The organism is Catalinimonas alkaloidigena (assembly GCF_900100765.1).
Lineage (GTDB): Bacteria > Bacteroidota > Bacteroidia > Cytophagales > Flexibacteraceae > Mooreia > Mooreia alkaloidigena.
The window spans coordinates 91909-112946 of record NZ_FNFO01000003.1; the positions used below are offsets into that span (position 1 = coordinate 91909).

The 21038-nt window shown below is 57.3% G+C and carries 15 protein-coding genes and 1 pseudogene; 6 read left to right on the forward strand and 10 right to left on the reverse strand.

Features of this window, described 5'->3' with window-relative positions; genetic code table 11:
• Positions 1-6: 6 nt before the first annotated feature.
• Both BLR44_RS07540 and BLR44_RS07545 read left to right on the forward strand, forming a co-directional pair.
• Positions 7-540: a DinB family protein gene (locus BLR44_RS07540; RefSeq protein ID WP_176955939.1), complete on the forward strand. Its 534-nt coding sequence runs from the start codon at positions 7-9 to the stop codon at positions 538-540.
• A 115-nt stretch (positions 541-655) separates the two neighbouring features.
• Positions 656-1747, forward strand: coding sequence for a DUF6807 domain-containing protein (locus BLR44_RS07545; protein ID WP_089680938.1), 1092 nt, complete (start codon positions 656-658; stop codon positions 1745-1747).
• Positions 1748-1958: 211 nt separating this feature from the next.
• Here BLR44_RS07545 and acs read toward each other — a convergent pair.
• A pseudogene (gene acs / locus BLR44_RS07550) lies at positions 1959-3875 on the reverse strand (acetate--CoA ligase); the annotation flags it as partial.
• A gap of 154 nt (positions 3876-4029) precedes the next feature.
• Between acs and BLR44_RS07555 the strand changes: the two are divergent.
• Positions 4030-5442: a POTRA domain-containing protein gene (locus BLR44_RS07555; protein WP_089680942.1), complete on the forward strand. Its 1413-nt coding sequence runs from the start codon at positions 4030-4032 to the stop codon at positions 5440-5442.
• A 120-nt stretch (positions 5443-5562) separates the two neighbouring features.
• Here the strand turns inward: BLR44_RS07555 and pgi are convergent, their stop codons facing one another.
• The gene (pgi, locus tag BLR44_RS07560; RefSeq protein WP_089680944.1) at positions 5563-7212 is read right to left on the reverse strand and encodes a glucose-6-phosphate isomerase; all 1650 of its coding nucleotides are present in this window, start codon (positions 7210-7212) and stop codon (positions 5563-5565) included.
• 199 nt (positions 7213-7411) lie between these two features.
• Here pgi and BLR44_RS07565 point away from each other — a divergent pair, with 199 nt between their 5' ends.
• Complete coding sequence (locus tag BLR44_RS07565) at positions 7412-8158, forward strand: YqjF family protein (RefSeq protein ID WP_089680946.1); 747 nt, start codon at positions 7412-7414, stop codon at positions 8156-8158.
• Between the two features lie 140 nt (positions 8159-8298).
• A complete protein-coding gene (locus BLR44_RS07570; protein WP_245706001.1) occupies positions 8299-10686 on the forward strand; it encodes a penicillin-binding protein 1A in 2388 nt (795 codons plus the stop codon).
• A gap of 1 nt (position 10687) precedes the next feature.
• On the opposite strand, the gene BLR44_RS07575 is transcribed toward BLR44_RS07570, so the two are convergent.
• Positions 10688-11971: a DUF2851 family protein gene (locus BLR44_RS07575; RefSeq protein WP_317042774.1), complete on the reverse strand. Its 1284-nt coding sequence runs from the start codon at positions 11969-11971 to the stop codon at positions 10688-10690.
• Positions 11972-12131: 160 nt separating this feature from the next.
• Between BLR44_RS07575 and BLR44_RS07580 the strand changes: the two genes are divergently transcribed.
• Complete coding sequence (locus tag BLR44_RS07580; protein ID WP_089680949.1) at positions 12132-13367, forward strand: GAF domain-containing sensor histidine kinase; 1236 nt, start codon at positions 12132-12134, stop codon at positions 13365-13367.
• Positions 13368-13388: 21 nt separating this feature from the next.
• On the opposite strand, the gene pyrF is transcribed toward BLR44_RS07580, so the two are convergent.
• From pyrF to BLR44_RS07615, 7 genes are all read right to left on the reverse strand, one after another.
• A complete protein-coding gene (pyrF, locus tag BLR44_RS07585) occupies positions 13389-14213 on the reverse strand; it encodes an orotidine-5'-phosphate decarboxylase (RefSeq protein WP_089680952.1) in 825 nt (274 codons plus the stop codon).
• Between the two features lie 108 nt (positions 14214-14321).
• The gene (locus tag BLR44_RS07590; protein ID WP_089680955.1) at positions 14322-14978 is read right to left on the reverse strand and encodes an outer membrane lipoprotein periplasmic chaperone LolA1; all 657 of its coding nucleotides are present in this window, start codon (positions 14976-14978) and stop codon (positions 14322-14324) included.
• A gap of 38 nt (positions 14979-15016) precedes the next feature.
• Entirely contained in the window at positions 15017-17515 is a 2499-nt protein-coding gene (locus BLR44_RS07595) for an FtsK/SpoIIIE family DNA translocase (RefSeq protein WP_089680957.1), read from the reverse strand.
• 32 nt (positions 17516-17547) lie between these two features.
• Positions 17548-18591, reverse strand: coding sequence for a quinone-dependent dihydroorotate dehydrogenase (locus tag BLR44_RS07600; RefSeq protein WP_089680960.1), 1044 nt, complete (start codon positions 18589-18591; stop codon positions 17548-17550).
• 20 nt (positions 18592-18611) lie between these two features.
• On the reverse strand, positions 18612-19517 hold the full coding sequence (xerD, locus tag BLR44_RS07605; protein WP_089680961.1) for a site-specific tyrosine recombinase XerD: 906 nt from the start codon (positions 19515-19517) through the stop codon (positions 18612-18614).
• Positions 19518-19545: 28 nt separating this feature from the next.
• Positions 19546-20430, reverse strand: coding sequence for a fructosamine kinase family protein (locus tag BLR44_RS07610; RefSeq protein WP_089680963.1), 885 nt, complete (start codon positions 20428-20430; stop codon positions 19546-19548).
• Positions 20427-20930, reverse strand: coding sequence for a low molecular weight protein-tyrosine-phosphatase (locus tag BLR44_RS07615; protein ID WP_089680965.1), 504 nt, complete (start codon positions 20928-20930; stop codon positions 20427-20429). Before BLR44_RS07615 ends, BLR44_RS07610 begins: the two co-directional genes overlap by 4 nt.
• Between the last annotated feature and the right edge of the window lie 108 nt (positions 20931-21038).

Sequence of the window (21038 nt, forward strand, 5' to 3'; positions counted from 1 at the left end):
ACCTTATTGGAGGAGAAGGCGGAAGAGGTTCGTCAGATTACCGAATTTGTACAGACGCAACTGGAAAACCTTCCTGAAGAGATCTTACGACACCGCCCCGCGCCCGATGCCTGGAGCGCCATCGAATGCCTGGACCATCTGAATCGTACTGCCGATATCCTGCTTCGCCGCATGGAAGACGCGATGCCCAAAATCGGAACGGCAGTGGAGGTGTTCCGCAGCCGCTACTTCGGCGAACAGATGGTGCAGATCATGTCCTCTCCTAACAAACAGCGCATTTCCATCAACAGCATAAAACCGGCGGCAGGGTTGCCTACCTCGGTCGTATTTGACCGGTTTTACCACCATCAGCGCTGGCTGCTCCGCCTTATCCAAGAAGCTCATCACAAAGACCTGAATAAAGGACGCATTACGTCTCTGATTGGTCCGCTGATTCGTTACCGCCTTGGCGATACGATCCGCATCATCGTAGTGCACGAATGGCGGCACCTCCGGCAAGCGGAGCAAGCCTTACAAACGGCTTCCAAAAAGTTGTCCTGATCCCCTAAAGGCGGGCACATACTTTCGCTGCGGGGCTGTGTAGTATAAAACAGATGCTGTGTCCTCTTTCCGGAGGAAGCAATCTAGTTTTACTGCCATTTTTAACGATACCCCTATGCTTTGCAAAGTGCTTTTGCCCCTGGCCGCTGCGTCGGCCCTGCTGGCGGGCTGCTCGACCTCGGGCCCGTCCGACGAATCAACTACCTCTTCTGCTGTTGAAACTCCCGCCTCTGACAACCTGCGCGTGCAACTTCTCGAAAAACCCGACCGCGTCGACGTGATGATCGACGGCGATTTGTTCACTTCGTACCTCCACTCCGACACGATGGAAAAGCCGGTGCTTTACCCCGTGGTAGCGCCGGGCGGCGCAGTGGTGACGCGTGGCTATCCGCGTGATCCGCGACCGGGCGAGCGCGTCGACCATCCACACCACGTGGGCATGTGGTTTAACTACGGCGACGTCAACGGGTTGGATTTCTGGAACAACTCCGATGCGATTCCGGCCGACCAGAAGCACAAATACGGCACCATCCGCCACGTGTCGGTCGACCGGGTAGAAGCCGGGGCCGACTCCGGCACGCTGAGCGTCACCACCGAATGGCTGGCCCCGTCGGGAGAAGCCCTGTTGCGCGAGCGCACGCACTTCACGTTCTGGGCTTTTGACGACAGCACCCGCCTGATCGACCGCGTGACGACCCTCACGGCGCTGGACAAAGAAGTGGCTTTTCACGACAACAAAGAAGGCATGATTGCCATCCGCGTCGCGCGGGGTCTGGAAATGCCCTCGGACCAACCCGAAATTTTCACTGATGCAAACGGCAACCCCACCGAAGTGGCCGAAATGAACAATGCAGGCGTCACTGGCGATTACCTGACCAGCGAAGGAAAAACCGGCGACGCTGCGTGGGGCACCCGCGCCCGCTGGACTCGCCTGCAAGGCACCCTCGACGGACAACCGACGTCCATCACCATCATCGATCACCCGAGCAACCCGGGATACCCCACCTACTGGCACGCCCGCGGTTACGGACTTTTTGCGGCCAATCCACTCGGGCAAAGCGTCTTTTCGGAAGGGAAAGAAGCTATGAACTTCAGCCTTCCTGCAGGAGAATCGACCACGTTCCGGTACCGCGTCGTATTTCATTCGGGGTCTGAGCTATCAGAAGATCAGATCGAACAGATCGCCGGCGGCTTTCGGATGATGTGATGGCAATGGCGACAGCTTTCAAAGCAACGCCGGCCGGCGGTATTCCTGATCGGTTCCCGCCTTTTTGATTCGACACGCTACCTGAAAAACTGCAAAAGCTCCGTCACGTGACGGAGCTTTTTACTTTTGTAGGCTACCGAGAGCAAGCATTCTGCCGCGCAGGCTTGCATTTTTATTTTCTTAGACGCAACGTGCGTTGACGGCGTAGCTTTTACTTCGCGGCGCTGCTGAGGGCACCGCTTTTGATGTCTTCCACGACACCCGGATCGAGCAGCGTAGACGTATCGCCCAAATTGGATACGTCGCCTTCGGCCACCTTGCGCAGGATGCGTCGCATGATTTTGCCGGAGCGGGTTTTGGGCAGGCCGCGCACCACCTGAATTTTGTCCGGCTTCGCAATGGGGCCGATTACTTTGGTGACCGTGCCCAGAATTTCCTGCCGCAACTTCTCTTCGTCTGTCACATCTTCTTCGCAGATCACGAAGGCATAAATGCCCTGTCCTTTGATTTCGTGCGGGTAGCCTACCACTGCCGACTCGATCACGTCCGGGTGCTCGTTAATGGCATTTTCCACTTCCGCGGTGCCCATCCGGTGTCCGGAAACGTTGATTACATCGTCGACACGACCCAGAATGCGGTAATACCCGTCCTCGTCGCGACGGCAGCCATCGCCCGTGAAATACATATCCGGATAGGTCGAGAAGTACGTCTGGCGGCACCGCTCGTGGTCGCCGTAAGTAGTCCGCAGAATCGAAGGCCACGGAAACTTGATGCAGAGGTTTCCTTCCACGCCATTGCCGGTCAGTTCCTTCCCTTCGGCATCGACCAGCATGGGCTGCACGCCGGGCAGAGGCAGCGTCGCGTAGGTCGGTTTGAGGGGCGTAATGCCCGCCAGCGGCGAAATCATGATGCCGCCCGTTTCGGTCTGCCACCACGTATCGACAATCGGGCACTTTTTCTTCCCGATGTGCTCATAATACCATTCCCACGCTTCTTTGTTGATCGGCTCACCCACCGAACCCAGGGTTTTCAACGAACTGAGGTCATACTTTTCTACGTACGCTTCGCCAAAGGCCTGCAACGCGCGGATGGCCGTCGGGGCCGTGTAAAAGATGTTGACGCGGTGTTTTTCCACGATCTGCCAGAAGCGCCCCGCATCGGGATAGGTCGGTACGCCCTCGAACATCATGGTCGTGGCGCCGGCCAGCAGCGGACCGTAGATGATGTACGAATGGCCCGTAATCCAGCCGATGTCGGCCGTACACCAGTAAATGTCCCCGTCTTCGTACTGAAACACGTTGCGGAAGCTGTACTCGGTGTAGACCATGTAGCCGCCGATGGTATGCACCACGCCCTTGGGCTTCCCGGTCGAACCAGACGTGTAAAGGATGAAGAGCATGTCTTCGGCATCCATCGTTTCTGCAGCGCAGTCGGCCGTCACTTTTTCGCGCTCTTCGTGCCACCAGAAATCACGACCCGGCGTCCAATCCACCTCATCTTTCGTACGTTGCACCACGATGCAGGACGACACCGACGTACATTGTTGCAGTGCTTCGTCGACGACAGATTTGACGGGAATGGATTTTTTGCCGCGAAAATTTCCGTCGGACGTCAGCACGGCTTTTGCCGAAGCGTCGTTGATGCGGTCGGCCAGCGCCGAAGCCGAAAAGCCGGCAAACACGACCGAGTGTACGGCGCCGATGCGGGCACAGGCCAGCACGCTGATGGCCAGCTCGGGAATCATCGGCATGTAGAGGCACACCCGATCGCCTTTTTCAATACCGTGCGCCTTGAGCACGTTGGCAAACCGGCACACTTCGGCATGAAGTTCGCGGTACGTCAGCGACTTGCCGGGCTCGTCGGTTTCGTTCGGTTCCCACAGGATGGCCGTTTGGTCACCGCGGGTTTCCAGGTGGCGGTCGAGGCAGTTCTCGGTGATGTTGAGCTTGCCGCCCAGAAACCACTTGACGTCGGGATCGCGGAAGTTCCATTGCAGTACCTGATCCCAGGGTTTCTGCCATTGAAACTGCCGGGCTTTGTCGGCCCAGAAACCTTCTGGATCTGCTACGCTGCGTTCATATTCCTGGTGGTAAGCCTCCAGCGATTTGATTCGTTCTGACATGATTTTGGTATTTTTGGTAGATGTGTGGTGGCAGCACTTGGCGACTCAGCATGTACTTGCCCTCGCTCGAACTGCAGTGTTTGAAAAAGTTGTGTGTTGCTAATTTAGTAGATAGAAGATTACGGTGCGCGTAGGACACAGGAAAGTATGGCTTATCGGGATGCTCCTCAGCCTTTGGGCAGGATCGCTATGCGCGCAGTCGGCGGCCGACTCGCTTCCCATAGGGCAGCACTTCGTGGTTGTACGTACCATCCAGATTGAGGGCAACACCCGCACACGGCATCACATCATCACCCGTGAACTGAACATCCACCCCGGCGACACGATCGACCTGGCCCTGCTCCCCATGTTGTTGCAACAGGAACGTAACAAGATTTTCAATACGCGCCTGTTTGTGACCGTCGACGTAAAAGCGGCACCGGCCCTGCCCGACTCGCTGCCCCAGTACCTGGAGCGCGACGTCATCATTCTGCTCAAGGAGCGCTGGTACTTTTTTCCGAGTGTAATTTTTGAACTGGCCGACCGGAATTTCAACGAGTGGTGGGAGCAACGGGGTCGCGACCTGAGCCGCACCAACTACGGCATCCGCCTCAGCCAGCGGAACTTCCGCGGCCGCAACGAACGGCTCAAGCTCAAGTTGCAGGGCGGGTTTACCAAGAAATACGAACTGCTCTACGAAGTGCCCTACCTGAATCGCCAGCAGAAGGCCGGGGGCAGCGTGATGTTTTCGTACATCACCCAGAAGAACGTGGCGTTCGACGTGAAAGACCACACCCTGGAGTTTCTGGGCAGTTCGGACGAGACGCTGCTCACTCGGTTTACGACGGGCCTTACGTACGGACGACGCCACGGCTTTTTTACCAACAGCGCTTTCAGCCTGCAGTTTGTCTACAACACCATTGCCGATACCCTGGCCGAACTTAACCCGAATTACTTCCTGAACGGCCGGACCCACCAACGCTACTTCCAGGCCTCGTATCGCTTCGACTGGGACCGGCGCGACATCAAGGCTTATGCCCTGCGCGGCCATCAATTGTGGGTCACGCTGGGGAGAGCGGGTCTGCTTCCTTCCGACGATTTTCACCGCACGTCGATCACCGCCCTGGGGGCCTTGTACCGCCCGCTGGGCCATCAGTTCTACTGGTCGGGGTCCGTTTCAGGCCAGCTGACCACCCGCGCCCGCCAGCCTTTTGCACAATTTCAGGCCTTGGGCTACGGCCAAGAGTTGGTGCGGGGCTACAACCGCTACGTCATCAACGGACAGCACTACGGCCTGCTGCGCAATACGCTTCGCAAGCGGCTGTTCTCGTACCAGACCGACCTAAACTTCATTCCGTTGCGGCAGTTCCGCACCATTCCGGTTGCGCTGTACATCAAAGGATTTTCCGATTTGGGCTACGTCTACAACCCACTCGCGACCGAACAGAACGCCCGTTTTACCAACCAGCCGCTCTGGGGAACCGGCCTGGGACTCGATCTGGTCACGTTTTACGACGCCGTATTCCGGATCGAATGGGCGATCAACGCGCAGGCCGAAACCGGCTTTTTCCTCAACTTCCGGTCGGAGTTTTAGTCGAAGTACCCGCTGTACCAAGGCGAAGGCACCCTGCCCAAAAAACAACATACCACTCTTGCGTCAGGCATCAGGAACGCAAAAGTGGTACGTCAGTAAAATCAGAAGCGGGGCCTCTCGCTACCGCATGGCTTTGTAAGCATTGATCAGCCCATTGGTGGAGGCGTCGTGCGAAGTCACGTGTGCGTCCCCCTTCAACTCGGGCAGGATCGATTTGGCCAGCTGCTTGCCTAACTCCACGCCCCACTGGTCGAAGCTCAGAATGTTCCAGATCACGCCCTGCACAAAGATTTTGTGCTCGTACATGGCGACCAGGCTACCCAGCGTGCGCGGTGTCAGCATTTTGAACAGGATGGAGTTGGTCGGTTTGTTGCCGGAAAATACCCGGAAGGGCAGCAGTTCCCGAATTTCTTCTTCGCTTTTCCCGGCTTTCTGCATTTCCTCCCGCACTTCGTCCTCTGACTTGCCGCGCATGAGGGCTTCGGTCTGCGCAAAGAAGTTGGATAGCAGAATGGGGTGATGCTCCCCAATGGGGTTGTGGCTCTGCGCCGGGGCCATAAAGTCGCACGGAATCAGCTTGGTTCCCTGGTGGATCAGCTGGTAGAACGCGTGCTGTCCGTTGGTGCCCGGTTCGCCCCAGATCACCGGCCCGGTTTCGTAGCTGACCCGGTGTCCGGCCCGGTCGACCGACTTACCGTTGCTTTCCATGTCGCCCTGTTGAAAATACGCCGGGAAGCGGTGCATGTACTGATCGTACGGCAAAATGGCGTGCGTTTCGGCTTCGTAGAAGTTGTTATACCAGATGCCCAGCAACGCCAGCGTCACCGGCAGGTTTTGTTCGAAAGAAGTTTCCCGGAAGTGGTTGTCCATGGCGTGGGCACCTTCCAGCAGCTCACGGAAATGCTCAAAGCCCAGCACGCAGGCAATGGGCAGTCCGATGGCCGACCAGAGGGAGTAACGTCCGCCGACCCAGTCCCAGAAGCCAAACATGTTGTCGGGCGAAATGCCGAACTTCGCGACGCCCTCCGCGTTGGTCGATACGGCCACAAAGTGCTTCGCTACGGCCGACTCGTCCTGCGCCACGTTCAGGAGCCACTCGCGGGCCGTGTGGGCGTTGGTCATGGTTTCCTGGGTCGTAAACGTTTTGGACGCGATGATGAACAGCGTCGTTTCCGGGTCGACCACTTTCAGCGCCTCGGCGATGTGCGTCCCGTCTACATTCGAAACGAAGTGGACGTTCAGGTGCGGCTTTTTGTAGGGCTTCAGCGCTTCGGTCACCATCACGGGACCCAGGTCCGAGCCACCAATCCCGATGTTGACAATGTCGGTGATGGGTCGCCCGGTGAACCCTTTCCACTCCCCGGAGATCACCTTATCGGTGAACTGCTCGATCCGCGCCAGCACTTCGTTTACCTCCGGCATCACATCCTGCCCGTCGACCACTACCGGCGTATTCGAGCGGTTTCGCAGCGCTACGTGCAACACGGCCCGCCCCTCGGTGGCATTGATTTTATCACCCGTAAACATCTTGTCGATCGCCTCTTTCAGTTGACACTGCTCTGCCAGATCGAGCAGCAGACGGTGCGTCTTTTCGGTGATGAGGTTTTTTGAAAAATCGAGGAGAATATCTTCAAAATGCAGCGAGAATTTCTGAAAGCGGTCCGGGTCGGCCTGAAACCAGTCGATCATGCGTTCGCCCATCATGGCACGGGAGTGGTCGCGTAACGCTGCCCAGGCATTGGTCTTGGTAGGGTTTATCTGCGGAAGCATAAGAAAATGAGCGTTTTGGTTTGTGGTCGGTGAAAGTAAAGAATGTAGTTGAGGCCAAAAACTTTTCCGGGACTTTCCCGACCGTTTGTGTGCGGAACTTCATAAAAAAACCGGCCTCTCGCCACACAGGCATGGCTTACATATGCCGGAACCATTTTACCTTTAGGAAGTTACTTTCAAGGTACTGACCGTTCCGCGTATGCCCCACCTACCCTTTGTGTTCCTGAAAGCCCAGTGGCGTAAACTCATCATGGCCAACTACGAGCTTCCGCCGAAAATGCTGGCCTCTTACCTACCCGCCGGTACCCAGCCCGACCTGTTCGAAGGCCGCGCTTACATGAGCCTAGTGGGTTTTCTGTTCGAGCGCACCAAAATTCTGGGCATCCCCGCCCCTTTCCACCAGCACTTCGAGGAGTTCAACCTGCGGTTTTATGCTACCAATCAGCTCGGCGCCGAACGCAAGCGGGCCGTGGTTTTTCAGAGCGAAATGGTGCCCAAGCCGTTGATTCCGCTGGTGGCCAATACGCTGTTCAACGAACGCTATTTCTACCGGCCGATGCGCCACCGGAATCATGTGGTCGGCGACCGCTTGGAAGTGGCCTACGAATGGAAACATAACCAGCAATGGGAAGGTATGCGCGTACAAGCCGAAAACCGCCTGCGCGACATTCCGGAAGGGAGTCTGGAAGAGTTTATTACCGAGCACTATTGGGGTTACGCGGGCCACTCGCCGCAAAAAACGTGGGAATATGCCGTGGAACACCCCCGCTGGCAGAGCTACCCCGTGCTGGACTTCGAACTGAACGCCGACCTCCCTGCACTATATGGCAAAAAATTAGGGCAACTACTCCAGCAGCCCCCCGCCTCCGTTTATCTGCTGGAAGGCTCCGAAGCGCGCATCCGCTGGCGTCAGCCGCTGCCCGTGCAAGAAGCGGTATTGGCTTAGGAAAAGGGTATTTAGGTCAAACGTTGCCTTTCCTTCAGCCTCTTGCCACCAGGGCGATGGAACCTCCGCCCCCCGGTCTTACGTACTACAGGGCTGAATTCGTCGTTTGGATTTCCAAGCGGAACTAATAGATTATTTCCTTGAAGCAACAATTTTCGATGCGGCGTCTGGTCCGTCCTTTCATCGCCTGGTGGCAACGCCTTACGACCGAGACCCGCCGGGGCAATTACCGTCCTCTCTTCCGGCTTTTTCTGGTGCTATTGGCCCTCCCGTTTGCCTTGGTGGCAACCCTGTACCTGGCCGTTTGGCTGGGCCTGACCGGTCCGCTGCCGACCGCTAAAGATCTGCGTACGATCCAGAACGCGACTGCGTCGGAGGTGTATTCGGCCGATGGCGTATTGCTGGGCAAATACTTCATTGAAAACCGTACCAACATCGAGTATGCGCAGATTGCCCCGGCGGTCATCGATGCGCTGGTTGCCACAGAAGACGCCCGCTTTTACGAGCACGAGGGTGTCGACCTGCGCAGCCTGGGACGCGTGGTGGTGAAGTCGCTGCTGTTGCAACAGGAAAGTGCCGGCGGGGGCAGCACGCTCAGCCAGCAACTGGCCAAAAACTTGTTTCCGCGCCGGACCTACGGCCCGTTGACCATGCCGATCAACAAGCTGCGGGAGATGATGATCGCCCGGCGGCTGGAACGGGTGTATTCTAAGCAGGACATCCTGACGCTGTACCTCAACACCGTTCCGTTCGGCGGAAATTTATTCGGCATCGAAGCGGGAGCACGGCGGTTCTTCAACGTACCGGCCGCGCAGTTGACACCCGAACAGGCAGCGGTGTTGGTCGGGATGCTAAAGGCCACCACGTCGTACAACCCGAAGCGCCATCCGGAGCGGGCACAGGCCCGCCGCAACGTGGTGCTCAGCCAGATGGTGCGGTATCAGTACCTGGATGCGCCGACGGCCGACTCGCTGAAGCAGTTGCCGCTGAAGCTGGACTACCACTTGGTAACGCACAACGATGGGCTGGCCCCCTACCTCCGGGCGCACCTGCGGCGGGAATTGCAGGCGTGGTGCGAGGCACACACGAAGGCCGATGGCACGCCCTACAACCTCTACACCGACGGGCTGAAGATCTACACGACGGTCGATTCGCGCCTGCAGGCCTATGCCGAGAAAGCCGTGGCGCGGCAGATGGCGCGGCTGCAAAGCTTGTTTTTCAAACACTGGAACAACCGCACGCCGTGGGATCGCGATCCGAACATCATTCTCACCGCACAGCAACGTTCGCCCCGGTACCGGCAGTTGAAAGCGGCGGGGTCGTCGGACGAAGAGATCCGGTCGCAGTTTCAGCAAAAAGTGCCGATGACCATTTTCACGTGGGATGGCGAAAAGGAACGTGACATGAGCCCGCTCGACTCCATCCGCTATTATCAACTGTTTCTGAACGCCGGCTTTCTGGCCATGCGTCCGCAGTCGGGCGAGGTACTGGCGTGGGTCGGCGGCATCAACCACAAGTATTTTCAGTACGACCACGTGCGCTCGCGACGGCAGGTCGGCTCCACGTTCAAGCCCATTGTCTATGCGGCTGCGCTGGAAAGCGGCGTCGATCCATGTGCCTACATTCCGAACGAACGCCGTACTTACGAAGAGTACGACAACTGGTCGCCGGGCAATGCCGAGGGCAACTACGAAGGCTTTTACTCAATGCAGGGCGGCCTGACACATTCGGTCAACACGGTGGCGGCTCACCTGATTATGGAGACGGGCATCGACAAAGTTTCGGAGCTGGCACATCGCATGGGCGTGCAGCCGGAACTGCCGGAGGTGCCTTCCCTTGCGCTGGGCACGGCCAGCATTTCGCTTTACGACATGGTGAGCGTATACGCCACACTCGCCAACCGGGGGGCGTACGTGCCGCCACACTACCTCGTCCGCATCACCGACGCGCGCGGCCAAGTACTGGATCAGTTCGCGCCCGACCGCCTGCCCAAACGCGTCATGAAAGAGAGTACGGCCGACCTGATGACCCACATGCTGGAAAGCGTGGTCGACTCGGGAACAGCCCGCCGGTTGCGCACACAGTTTCGCCTGCCAAACGACATCGCCGGAAAAACCGGCACCACGCAGTCGCACGCCGACGGCTGGTTCATCGGCTATACGCCCGAACTGGTGGCCGGCGCCTGGGTAGGGGCCGAAGATCCGCGTGTGCGGTTTCGTACCATCAGCCTGGGGCAGGGCTCGGCCACGGCGCTGCCGATCTGGGGTGATTTCATGCAACAGGTTAACAAAGATCCGGAGTTCCGCTCCCTCGCACGGGCACAATTCCCGGAACTGTCGCCCCGGCTGGCCAAGCGCCTCGACTGCGAAATGTACCGCGACAAAGACAAAGCCGATAACATTTTCGAACTCTTGTTCGGCACCGACCACGAGCGGGAAAAGCGTCGCGAAGAACGGCGCGAGCATCGGCAACAGGGAAAGAAAAAGAAGAACCTCGGCGACCGGCTGCGCGATCTGTTCGGCGGCTAACCTACCGGCGCAGGAGCTCCAGCCCCACTTCGCACTTCAGACATTGCTTCTGGCTGCAATATGCCTGGTACCATTCCAGGGCACCCTGCGCGTCGGCGGCCGTTTTGAACGACAGTCCTAGCTCATTCCAGAGGCGGGTAATGTGATTCGATTCTGCGGGCAGCGTTTCCAGCAACGCCACGGCGCGGTCGAGCATCTCCGGCTGGTCGCGCTCACGGGCCACGGCTGCCAGGACTGGTGCTGCGGTATTGACGAGCAGGTTGTCCAGGCTGGTTGCACCCATGCGCTCCCCCAGACGCGTTTTGGCTTCTTTCCCGAAATGGTAATGACGCCGCCAGTACTCGCCGACGGGTTGCGCCAGCGCTTCTTTTAACGCTTCGGGCGTCGTGGCCTCCGTAAAGAGCGCAAACAAACTGTGCGGCTGCGCCAAAAGGGCCGCCAGTTGCGCCAGCCGCACGGTCGGAAAATTGGCCGGGCGCATCCGCGCGAATTTCCAGACCGAAGGGGACAGGGGTGACTCAAGTTGGTATTTGTGGTGCAGAAACCTGAACTCCTTCTGCAATTGCGCCGGATATGCATCCGGGAACGTTCCGACCAGCCAACCAGCCTGCCCAAACAGCAGCGCTTCCACCTGCCACGGCTGATTGCGGTGCTTCCGTAGGATTTTAAGCGGCAGGGCCCGTGCCAGTTGTTGCATCGGCTCGGCATTCACCTTGAAGCCCATGTTCCAGGCCAACCGACGGTACACCGCCTCTTCCCAATCGTGACCTGTGGCTTTCCACTCGTCGCGTACATCGGCCGCTTTGCGCTCCAGACGCTGCAACAGCGCTTTATCGAGCATCGACAGTTTGCGTAACCGCTCGCTTTGCGGGAAGTGTGCGGCACAGGGAATGGGCGTGAGCGCGTGCACGAGTGTTTCGTACTTCTGAAGAATGCGTTCCGGAACTCGTCCTTGTAAAACCACCGTAGGAATCCGGCTGCCCTCGCTCCGAAAAACCGGGGCATCGTCTTCCCACACCACATGTAGGATGACGCCTTCGTAAGCCGCATCGGTCTGGTGTCGGTGGCGTGCCCAGTCCGACGACCGTACGTGAATTTCGATCGTACCGGCCCACTCCAACGTACCGATGCGGACGCGCGCTTCGCCGAAATCCGGTCCGGCATGGCTGTTCAGAAATCCCGGTCGGAGCACATATACCTCTGCCCCTTCGGTGGTCAAAAGCGCCTGACGATCGAACTGTTGGTATTGCCAGACGTAGTGCAATAATTCCTCTTTCAACATCATGGTGGCTGGGCTTGCTTCGCGAGGAAGGCTGTTTCGGATGGAACAATTCCCACCCGGTACTGCAATCTAATCGAAGGAACTTTTCAGGTGCATTTTCGTTTCCAACATTAATTCCTCAAGTTTCTACCGTACCTGATCTCGGCGACTTCAACGCCTACTTATGTCCTTCTCTTCCTTACCTGAACACGAGGCCGCACGTATTGATGCCCTCAAGCGCTACCACATTCTGGACACCCAAGCAGAGCAGGATTTTGATGATCTGGTACAACTGGCTTCCCAGATTTGTGGCACCCCCATTTCCCTTATTTCACTGGTCGACGAACGTCGCCAGTGGTTTAAGGCCAACAAAGGCCTGTCCGCGTCCGAAACACCACGAGAGCTAGCGTTTTGTGCGCATGCGTTACACCAGACCGAACCGCTGGTCGTAACGGATGCCACGCACGACGAGCGCTTTGCGCAGAATCCGCTCGTGACCGACGACCCGAGCATTCGGTTTTATGCGGGGGTTCCGCTTACCACGCCCGACGGCTACAACCTGGGAACGTTGTGCGTTATTGACCGGGTGCCGCGCCATCTGACCGACCAACAACTGTTTGCCCTGCGTACGCTGGCCCGGCAAGTGATTCAACAGTTTGAGTTGCGCCTTCAGAACAAGCAGATGGATCAGCAACTGAGTGAAATCAGCGAACAGCGACTGGAACTACAGCGCCTCACCCGCATTCAGCAGCAAATGCTCTCGATCATCTCGCACGACGTACGCAGCCCGCTTTTGTCGCTTTCGGGCATCCTGAGTATTCTGGAAAAGAGAGACTTACGGTCTGATCAGTTGCAACCGCTCTTCCGGGAAGCCCGGCGCGGGGTGAGCAGCGCCCGCGATCTGCTGGAAAATCTGCTCCAGTGGGCGAGTCAGCAATTCAGTGGCGAACAGTTGCGCGTAAAACCGATTGAGCTTTCGCCGGTGGTAGAACAGTGCATCGCGCAGTTTACTCAGGAATCGCATCTGAAGTCGCTAGCGCTGCTTAACGAGGTAGCGCCGCGCGTCGAAGTGTTTGCCGATCTGGACATTCTCCAGGCCATTTTACGGAACCTGCTTCACAATGCCGTGAAGTTTACGGCGCAGGGGAGCATACGCGTCCGACTGGAGTCGCAACCCGATCGGGATGTCATCTCGGTACAAGACACGGGCGTCGGCATGTCCACGCATCAGCTCGATCGCCTCCTGAAATGGGGCTATTACCAGAAAACCGCCGACACGCAGGGCAACAAGGGAAGTGGACTGGGGTTGCTCATCAACAAAGAGTTTGTCAGCAAACTGGGCGGAAAAATCTGGGTAGAAAGCGCCCTGGGCCAGGGAAGCACGTTCTTCGTAAGCCTGCCCCGCCCCGCGGCCGCCTGATCGGCGGTGCCCGGTGTTTGGTCAGGCTTGCGAAAAGTGCCGTTCCAGCAACTCCGCCATCTGCTGCTGCACCTGCTGCGCCGCCGCGCGCGCCTGTTGGGCGAAGTCTTTACCACGACCCGCGTACAGAATGCTCCGTGAGGCATTGACCAGGAGGCCACATTGGCGATTCATGCCGAAGCGCGCGACGGCTTCCAAATCGCCGCCCTGCGCCCCGATGCCCGGCACCAGCAGGAAATGGTCCGGTGCCAGTTCGCGCACTTTACGCAGGTGTGTCGTCTGCGTGGCTCCTACGACGTACATCAATTGATCGGCACTGCCCCATTTCTGCGCCGTGCGAATTACCTTCTCGAACAGCAGCTCCCGGTTTTGTAGCTCCAGCATCTGGAAATTAAGACTCCCCGCGTTCGACGTCAGTGCCAGCATAATCACCCACTTGCCTTCAAAGTTCAGAAAGGGTGTCACCGAATCTTCGCCCATGTAGGGCGCAACCGTTACCGCATCGCAGCCCAGTGTTTCGAAAAACGCCTTTGCGTACATGCTCGACGTGTTGCCAATATCGCCACGCTTGGCATCGGCAATGGTAAAAAGGCCTTCGGGAATGTAGTCGAGGGTTTGGGCCAGCGTTTCCCAGCCTTTTGGTCCCAGGCTCTCGTAAAACGCCAGGTTGGGTTTGTAGGCCACACACAGGTCGTGCGTCGCGTCGATGATCTGTCGGTTGAATTCCAGCACCGGATCGGCGGCGCTGTGCAGGTGTGCGGGAATTTTGGCGGGATCGGTGTCGAGTCCGATGCACAGGAAAGAACGCTTTTGTTGAATCTGGGCAAATAGTTGCTCGCGGGTCATGAATCAGGAAGTTGGCTAACGCAGCCCGAAAATACGAGTTTACGGAAAGCTGCCACAAAAAAACCCTCCATTTTGGAGGGTTTGGTCTTTGACCGTACGTCTCTGCCCTTAACGAAGGTCTACTTCGTTCACACCAGGGTGACTGGATTTGTTGAAGGTAAACGTATCGTTCGTTACGTTGATGTTGGGGTCGTACTTGTTGATTTCGAAGATCTGCCGGTTGTTGGTGCCGCGCTCAAACACGATCCACTTCCGCACGGTGCTGTCTTTTTTGTTGACCATCAGGCGGATCTTCGCCACTTCGCTACGGCGGTCTTCCGGCTCCATGTCGATGGTCTGGATGATGTCGCCATTTTTGTCTTTCAACTCACTCATCAACGCATACTTATAACCGTTTTCGTACAGCGTGTAGATTTTGGTGGGCGTAATTTCGTCTTCGGTCGGTTCGTAATTAGAAATGTTGACTTCGTTGGCATCGCGCATGTAGGCCCATACCACTTTGCCATCGCTGATGATTTCCTGGTCCTCCATTTTGAGGTTGAACTTCGGTCCCTGCACCACGATTTCGCCGTCCATGGACGCGTATACTTCGCCAGAAGGGCTCTCGATCGAGCGGGTATAGTGAGCTTTAAAAGCATCTACCGAGCGGTAGTTTTCACTGACTTTATCTAAGATCGCCTTTGCCTTGGGGTCGTACTGTGCAAAAGCGGTGCTGCTTCCTCCCACCACCAGCAAAAGCATCGCGATCCATACCAATCGTTTCATAACCTGTAATAATCTGTGTTTTACTAATCTACTACTATTTACGAATCCAGGTTACTCAATAACTGTTCCAAACTCACTTCGTCGCGAATTAAAACTTCGCGGGCCTTGCTTCCTTCGAACGGCCCCACGATGCCGGCGGCCTCCAGTTGGTCGATCAGACGGCCCGCCCGGTTGTAACCTAACTTCAGCCGGCGCTGCAACAGCGACGTGCTGCCTTGCTGGTGCGCCACAATGACGCGCGCGGCGTCGGCAAACATGGGATCGCGGTCGGCCAGGTCCACATCCCCTTTGCTGCTGTCACCACTGTCGTCGCCGTAATACTCGGGCAGGAGGTACGCAGATTCGTACCCCCGCTGCTGGCCCACAAAGTCGCAGACCGCCTCCACTTCGGGCGTATCGACAAAGGCGCATTGCAGGCGCGTCAGTTCCGAGTTGATGCTCAGCAGCATGTCGCCCATCCCTACGAGTTGCTCGGCGCCGCCCGTATCGAGAATGGTACGGGAGTCCACTTTGGACGTAACCTTAAAGGACAGGCGCGCCGGGAAGTTGGCCTTGATGATCCCCGTAATGACGTTGACGGACGGACGCTGCGTAGCCACCACCAGGTGAATCCCGATGGCCCGGGCCAGCTGCGCCAGGCGGGCAATGGGCGTTTCTACCTCTTTGCCGGCGGTCATCATCAGGTCGGCCAGCTCGTCGATCACCAGCACGATGTAGGGCATGTACCGGTGGCCTTTTTCAGGATTGAGCTTGCGTTGGGTAAACTTCTGGTTGTATTCTTTCAGGTTCCGGCAACCCGCATCTTTCAACAGATCGTAGCGCGTATCCATTTCGATGCAGAGCGAGTTGAGCGTGTTGATCACCTTCTTGGTATCGGTGATGATGGCCTCGTCGCCGTCGGGCAACATGGCGAGGTAATGGCGCTCGATTTTACTGAAGAGCGACAATTCGACCTTTTTCGGATCGACCAGCACGAACTTGAGCTGCGACGGATGTTTCCGGTAGATGAGCGAGGTCAACAGCACGTTGAGTCCGACGGATTTCCCCTGCCCGGTGGCCCCCGCCATCAACAAGTGAGGCATTTTGGCCAGGTCAGTCACAAACACCTCGTTCGAGATGTTTTTGCCCAGTACGATGGGCAACTCGGCCTTGCTTTTCAGGAACTTCTCGGTCGAGATCACCCCGCGCGCCGACACGATCTCACGGTTTTTGTTCGGCACCTCGATCCCGATCGTCCCTTTTCCGGGAATCGGGGCAATGATGCGGATGCCCAACGCCGCGAGGTTCAGCGCGATGTCGTCTTCCAGGTTTTTGATCTTGGAGATACGCACGCCGGCTTCGGGCACAATTTCGTAGAGCGTTACGGTCGGGCCGATGGCCGCTTTGATGCTGGCAATGCCGATGCCGTAGTTCGACAACGTTTCGACGATGCGGTTTTTATTGGCTTCCAGTTCGTCGGACGATACCTGGTGTTCGCCGCTGCTGTGCTCCTGCAGAAGTTCGACGGGCGGCAACTGAAACGAAGCCAGGTCGAGCGTTGGGTCGTAGGCTTCCTCACCCGCCGCCGCTAAGGGCTCTTCCACCGGCTTCTCGATCGTGAAAGAAGGCCCGTCCTCCTCTTCTTCCTCCGGTTCGTCGTCCGCAGGGCCCATGTCGATGTCCAACGGAATTTCGTGCCCGTTGCGGTTCGAAGCCGCCGGACGAGGGGGCGGTGTTACGTTCGCTTCGCGTTCAAACTGCGCGTAAGCAGGTTCCGGCTCGGGCTCTGGTTCCGGCATAGGTTCGGGGGGCGGCGGCGGGGCGGCCCGACGCGGTTCCCGGGCAGCCGGGGCCTCTTCTTCCTCCTCCTCTTCTTCTAGATCGGCCTGCGCATTGTAGGCTGTCTGATCCGACACGTCGCTGCGCAGGGCCCACTTCCAGTGCGGCGCGTTGATGTGGGTGATGTCGAAATAGAAAATGACAAATACGGCCAGCGCAAACGCCAGCAGCACAAAGCTGCCCAGTCCCAGAAACTGCCGAAAGACCAACCCCCACTCGTAGCCGATGCCGCCGCTCAACTGTCCCCACTCTTCGGCGTGGCCCGTGGCCAGCAGAATGGAACCGATGGTGATGCTCAGCCAGACGGCCGCAAACAAACAGAGGTTGATGAGACGGTAAAGCGGCACCAGTTCGCGCCGGAAGACGATCTGATACCCGACCCCGAATAAGATAGGGAGCAGAAAGAACGCGCTGATGCCTAACCAGCGGAACATGAACAGATGTGATAACCAGGCCCCGGTAATGCCCAGCCAGTTTTCGATTTCGCTACCCGCCGGCCGAACGCCCGTGGTGCGGATCGATTCGATCACGCTTTGGTCGGCCGCTCCGGTAAACAGAAACGAGATGAAGGCTACGCCGAGGAAAATAGCACTAATCAGCAGCAACAGGCCGATGCTCAGGTGCACCCGCCGGTCTGTGAAAAACCTCGCCACGCCCTGAAACGGGTTTTTCCGTGGTCGCTTTTCCTTTTCTTTCTTCTTGTATGTATTCTTCGCCATGAGTCAGAAAAGCAAAACTAAAGTTTTTACCTCTACGCCGTGACCGTCAGTCGGTTGACTTCCCGGCAGATCGCCTTGACCAGCCCCGGTCCTTCGTAGATAAAGCCCGTGTACAACTGCACCAGGGCCGCACCGGCCTCCAGTTTTTCCAGCGCGTCGTCGGGCGAAAAAATTCCCCCCACGCCCACAATCGGGAAAGCACCGCCCGACGTCCGATTCAGGTACCGGATCACCTCCGTGGCTCTTTCCCGCAACGGACGGCCACTTAGCCCTCCCATGCCCATCTGTTCAACCTGCGAGGGCGGGGTTTCCAACCCCTCGCGACTGATGGTGGTGTTGGTGGCCACTACACCCGCCAGGTTCGTCTCCTGCACAATCTCGATGATGTCGTCAAGCTGCGCTTCGTTCAGGTCGGGCGCAATTTTCAACAACACCGGTTTCGGCTGCAGCTGCGCCCGGTTCTCTTCCTGCAGCGTTTGCAACAGATGCAACAGTGGCGCTTTGTCTTGTAACGCCCGCAGGTTGGGGGTATTGGGCGAACTGACGTTGACCACGAAATAATCGACCACGTCGAAGAGTTTCTGGAAGGCAAACCGGTAATCGTCGGCGGCCGCGTCGTTCGGGGTGGTCTTGTTCTTGCCGATGTTTCCGCCAACAATCACGTCGGACTTGCGCAGGCGCAGGCGATTGGCCGCCGCCGCGACACCTTCGTTGTTGAAGCCCATGCGGTTGATCAGGGCGCCGTCGTGCGGCAACCGAAACAGCCGGGGCCGAGGGTTGCCCGGTTGGGGGCGGGGCGTTACCGTCCCGATTTCTACAAAGCCGAAGCCCAGGGCAGCCATCTCGTCGACAAGGCGGGCATTTTTATCAAAGCCGGCGGCCAGCCCTACCGGATTGGGAAAGCGGAGCCCGAACACGTCCCGACTCAGGCCGGGCCCGGTCAGCTGAGCCCAGCGGCGCACCAACTCCGACACGCCGGGCAGTTGCAACAGCGCTTTCAGCGCGTAGAACGTAAACTCGTGTGCCTGCTCCGGCGGCAGTTGAAACAGGAGAGGACGGATAAGCGATTTATACAAAACAGAACTTCGGTTTAAGGTTAGCTACGTGGGTGGTAATCCTGAATGACCTGCCGCAGGTATTCCACGTCCATATGAGTGTAAATTTCGGTCGTTACGATCGATTCGTGGCCTAGCATCTCCTGAATGACGCGCAGGTCGGCGCCGCCTTCCAGCAGGTGTGTGGCAAACGAATGGCGAAACGTATGCGGGCTGATGTTTTTCTTGAGGCCGATTTTTTCCGCCAGTTTTTTAACAATGGCAAACACCATCACCCGCGTGAGCTTCGCACCGCGCCGGTTCAGAAACAGTACGGATTCGCTGCCGGGCTTGACTTCTTGCTGGTTCCGGATGTGTTCTTTGTACAGGTTGATGTACTTGATGGCATCGCCGCCGACCGGCACCAGCCGCTCTTTGTTGTTTTTGCCCAGCACCTTCATGAACCCGACGTCGAAGAAGAGGTTGTTGATCCGCAGGTCGATCAGTTCGGAAACGCGCAGGCCTGAACTATAAAGCGTTTCGAGCATGGCCCGGTTGCGCATCCCTTCCGGGGTAGACATGTCGATGGCGCCCAGCAGCTTCTCTACTTCGTGAAACTCGAGCACCTCCGGCAGTTTTTTGCCGCGCTGCGGCGCCTGAATCTGCGCCGAGGGGTCTTCCGGAATCACATTCTCCGAAACCAGGTATCGGAAAAAGGATTTGAGTCCCGAAAGCGTACGCGCCTGCGAGGGGGCAGTCATGCCCAGATTGTTAATGTAGACCAGAAAATTCTTGATGTCGCGCGTAGTGACCCGGTCGGGCGGGGTATCCTTCTGTTCGCTCAGGTCGAAAAACTGCTTCAGCTTGGTGACGTCGCGGACGTACGCCTCCACCGAGTTAGCCGACAGTGAGCGCTCTATCTGCAAGTAGTGCTGGTACTCCTGGATAATTTTAGTCCAATCCGACATAGGGAGGCGGAGGTTCGGGTACTTAAAGTTAAAGGTATTTTCTCAAAATGCGCTCAATGGCACTGGTATACGTTTCGCCGTTGGTATTGAGCAACACCAGCAACGGGTACAAATTGTACAGCGAGCGGCGTTCCTCAAAACCGGGCTCTAACGGAAAAATATTGTCGTAGGCCTCAAAAAAGGCTCTTTCGAATCGCCCGAGCAAGTGCGCGTACGCAATTTCGGCTTCGCGCAAGCCATAGTACGGTGCAGGCCCCAACAGCGACACGTACCCGTCTTCGCCGACCAGCACGTTACCGGCACGCAGATCGCCGTGTAAAAGTGCGGGTTTTTCGCGAGGAATGAGTTGCGGCAGGCGTTCGAACAGCTTTTCCAGACGCGCCAGCGTCTCGGTCGAGATCAGATGACGGTAATGTGCCAGTCCGGCCTGCGCGCGCAGTCGCTTCTCGATCCAGAACCGGATACCGTCCTGATCGAGCGCATTGTCCTGCCGCAAGCCGCACAAGTACGTATCGAAATGCAAGCCAAAGGTGGGATGGGTCCGAATGTGCAACTCGGCCAGTTGCTCGCCCAGCACGCTGGAAAAATCGGGCCGGGGATAGTTTTCGTACAGAAATTCCAGCAACAGGTAGGTATGCTGGCCACTCTGCCCGTGGCCAATCACCTCGGGCAGGCGAATCACGTCCGTCTTCCGCAAGAGTTGCAGGCTTTGCGCCTCCGCCTCCACCACCTGAATGGACACTGCTTCGCTCCATTTCAGAAAAAAAGGTCCGGCATCGGTTCCCAGGCGTACGGCCTGCCAGGTGGGGTTACTCCCCAGCAGTTGAAAATCCAGTACCTCGACATTTCGCCCTAACTGTTCCAACAGTATTGTTTCGAAGAACGGCGTAGGGTCCGCATCTGGTGTCATCATACCTTCCCATTTGGACGCAGTGCATACTTTTCCATCAGGAACGCAAGCAGACGTTGGCCTGAGCGTTCCAGCATGCGCGCTACGTTTTCGAAGCCATCCTGCCCTCCGAAATAAGGATCGGGCACCTGCCCATCTTCGGGTTGAGGATCGAAATCACGCATCAAAACAAGCTTGTCTTGGTACTTTTCCGCCGAGGGCAATTTCCGAATCTCCGTCAGGTTAGCGCGGTCCATGGCGACGATCAGATCAAAAATTTCCAAATCTTCCGTTAAAATTTGACGTGCCCGGTGTGTAAGGTTTAAGCCTCGTTTCGCAGCCGTAGCGCGCATGCGTTCGTCTGCCAACTCGCCAATGTGGTAACGGGAGGTTCCGGAAGAATCGATCGTGATCTGTTCTGATACCTGTGCTTGCTCTACCAGATGTCGAAATATGCCTTCTGCCATAGGCGAACGACAAATATTTCCTAAGCAAACAAATAACACTCGAACGGGAGATGCCATACTTATGGTTTATCAACAATGCCCGGCAAGGGCGTAAGTTTTTTTTAAGAAATAGATAGCTGCCAAGAGGTTACCATTTTAGTGGTCTATCGTATATACCTCTGATGT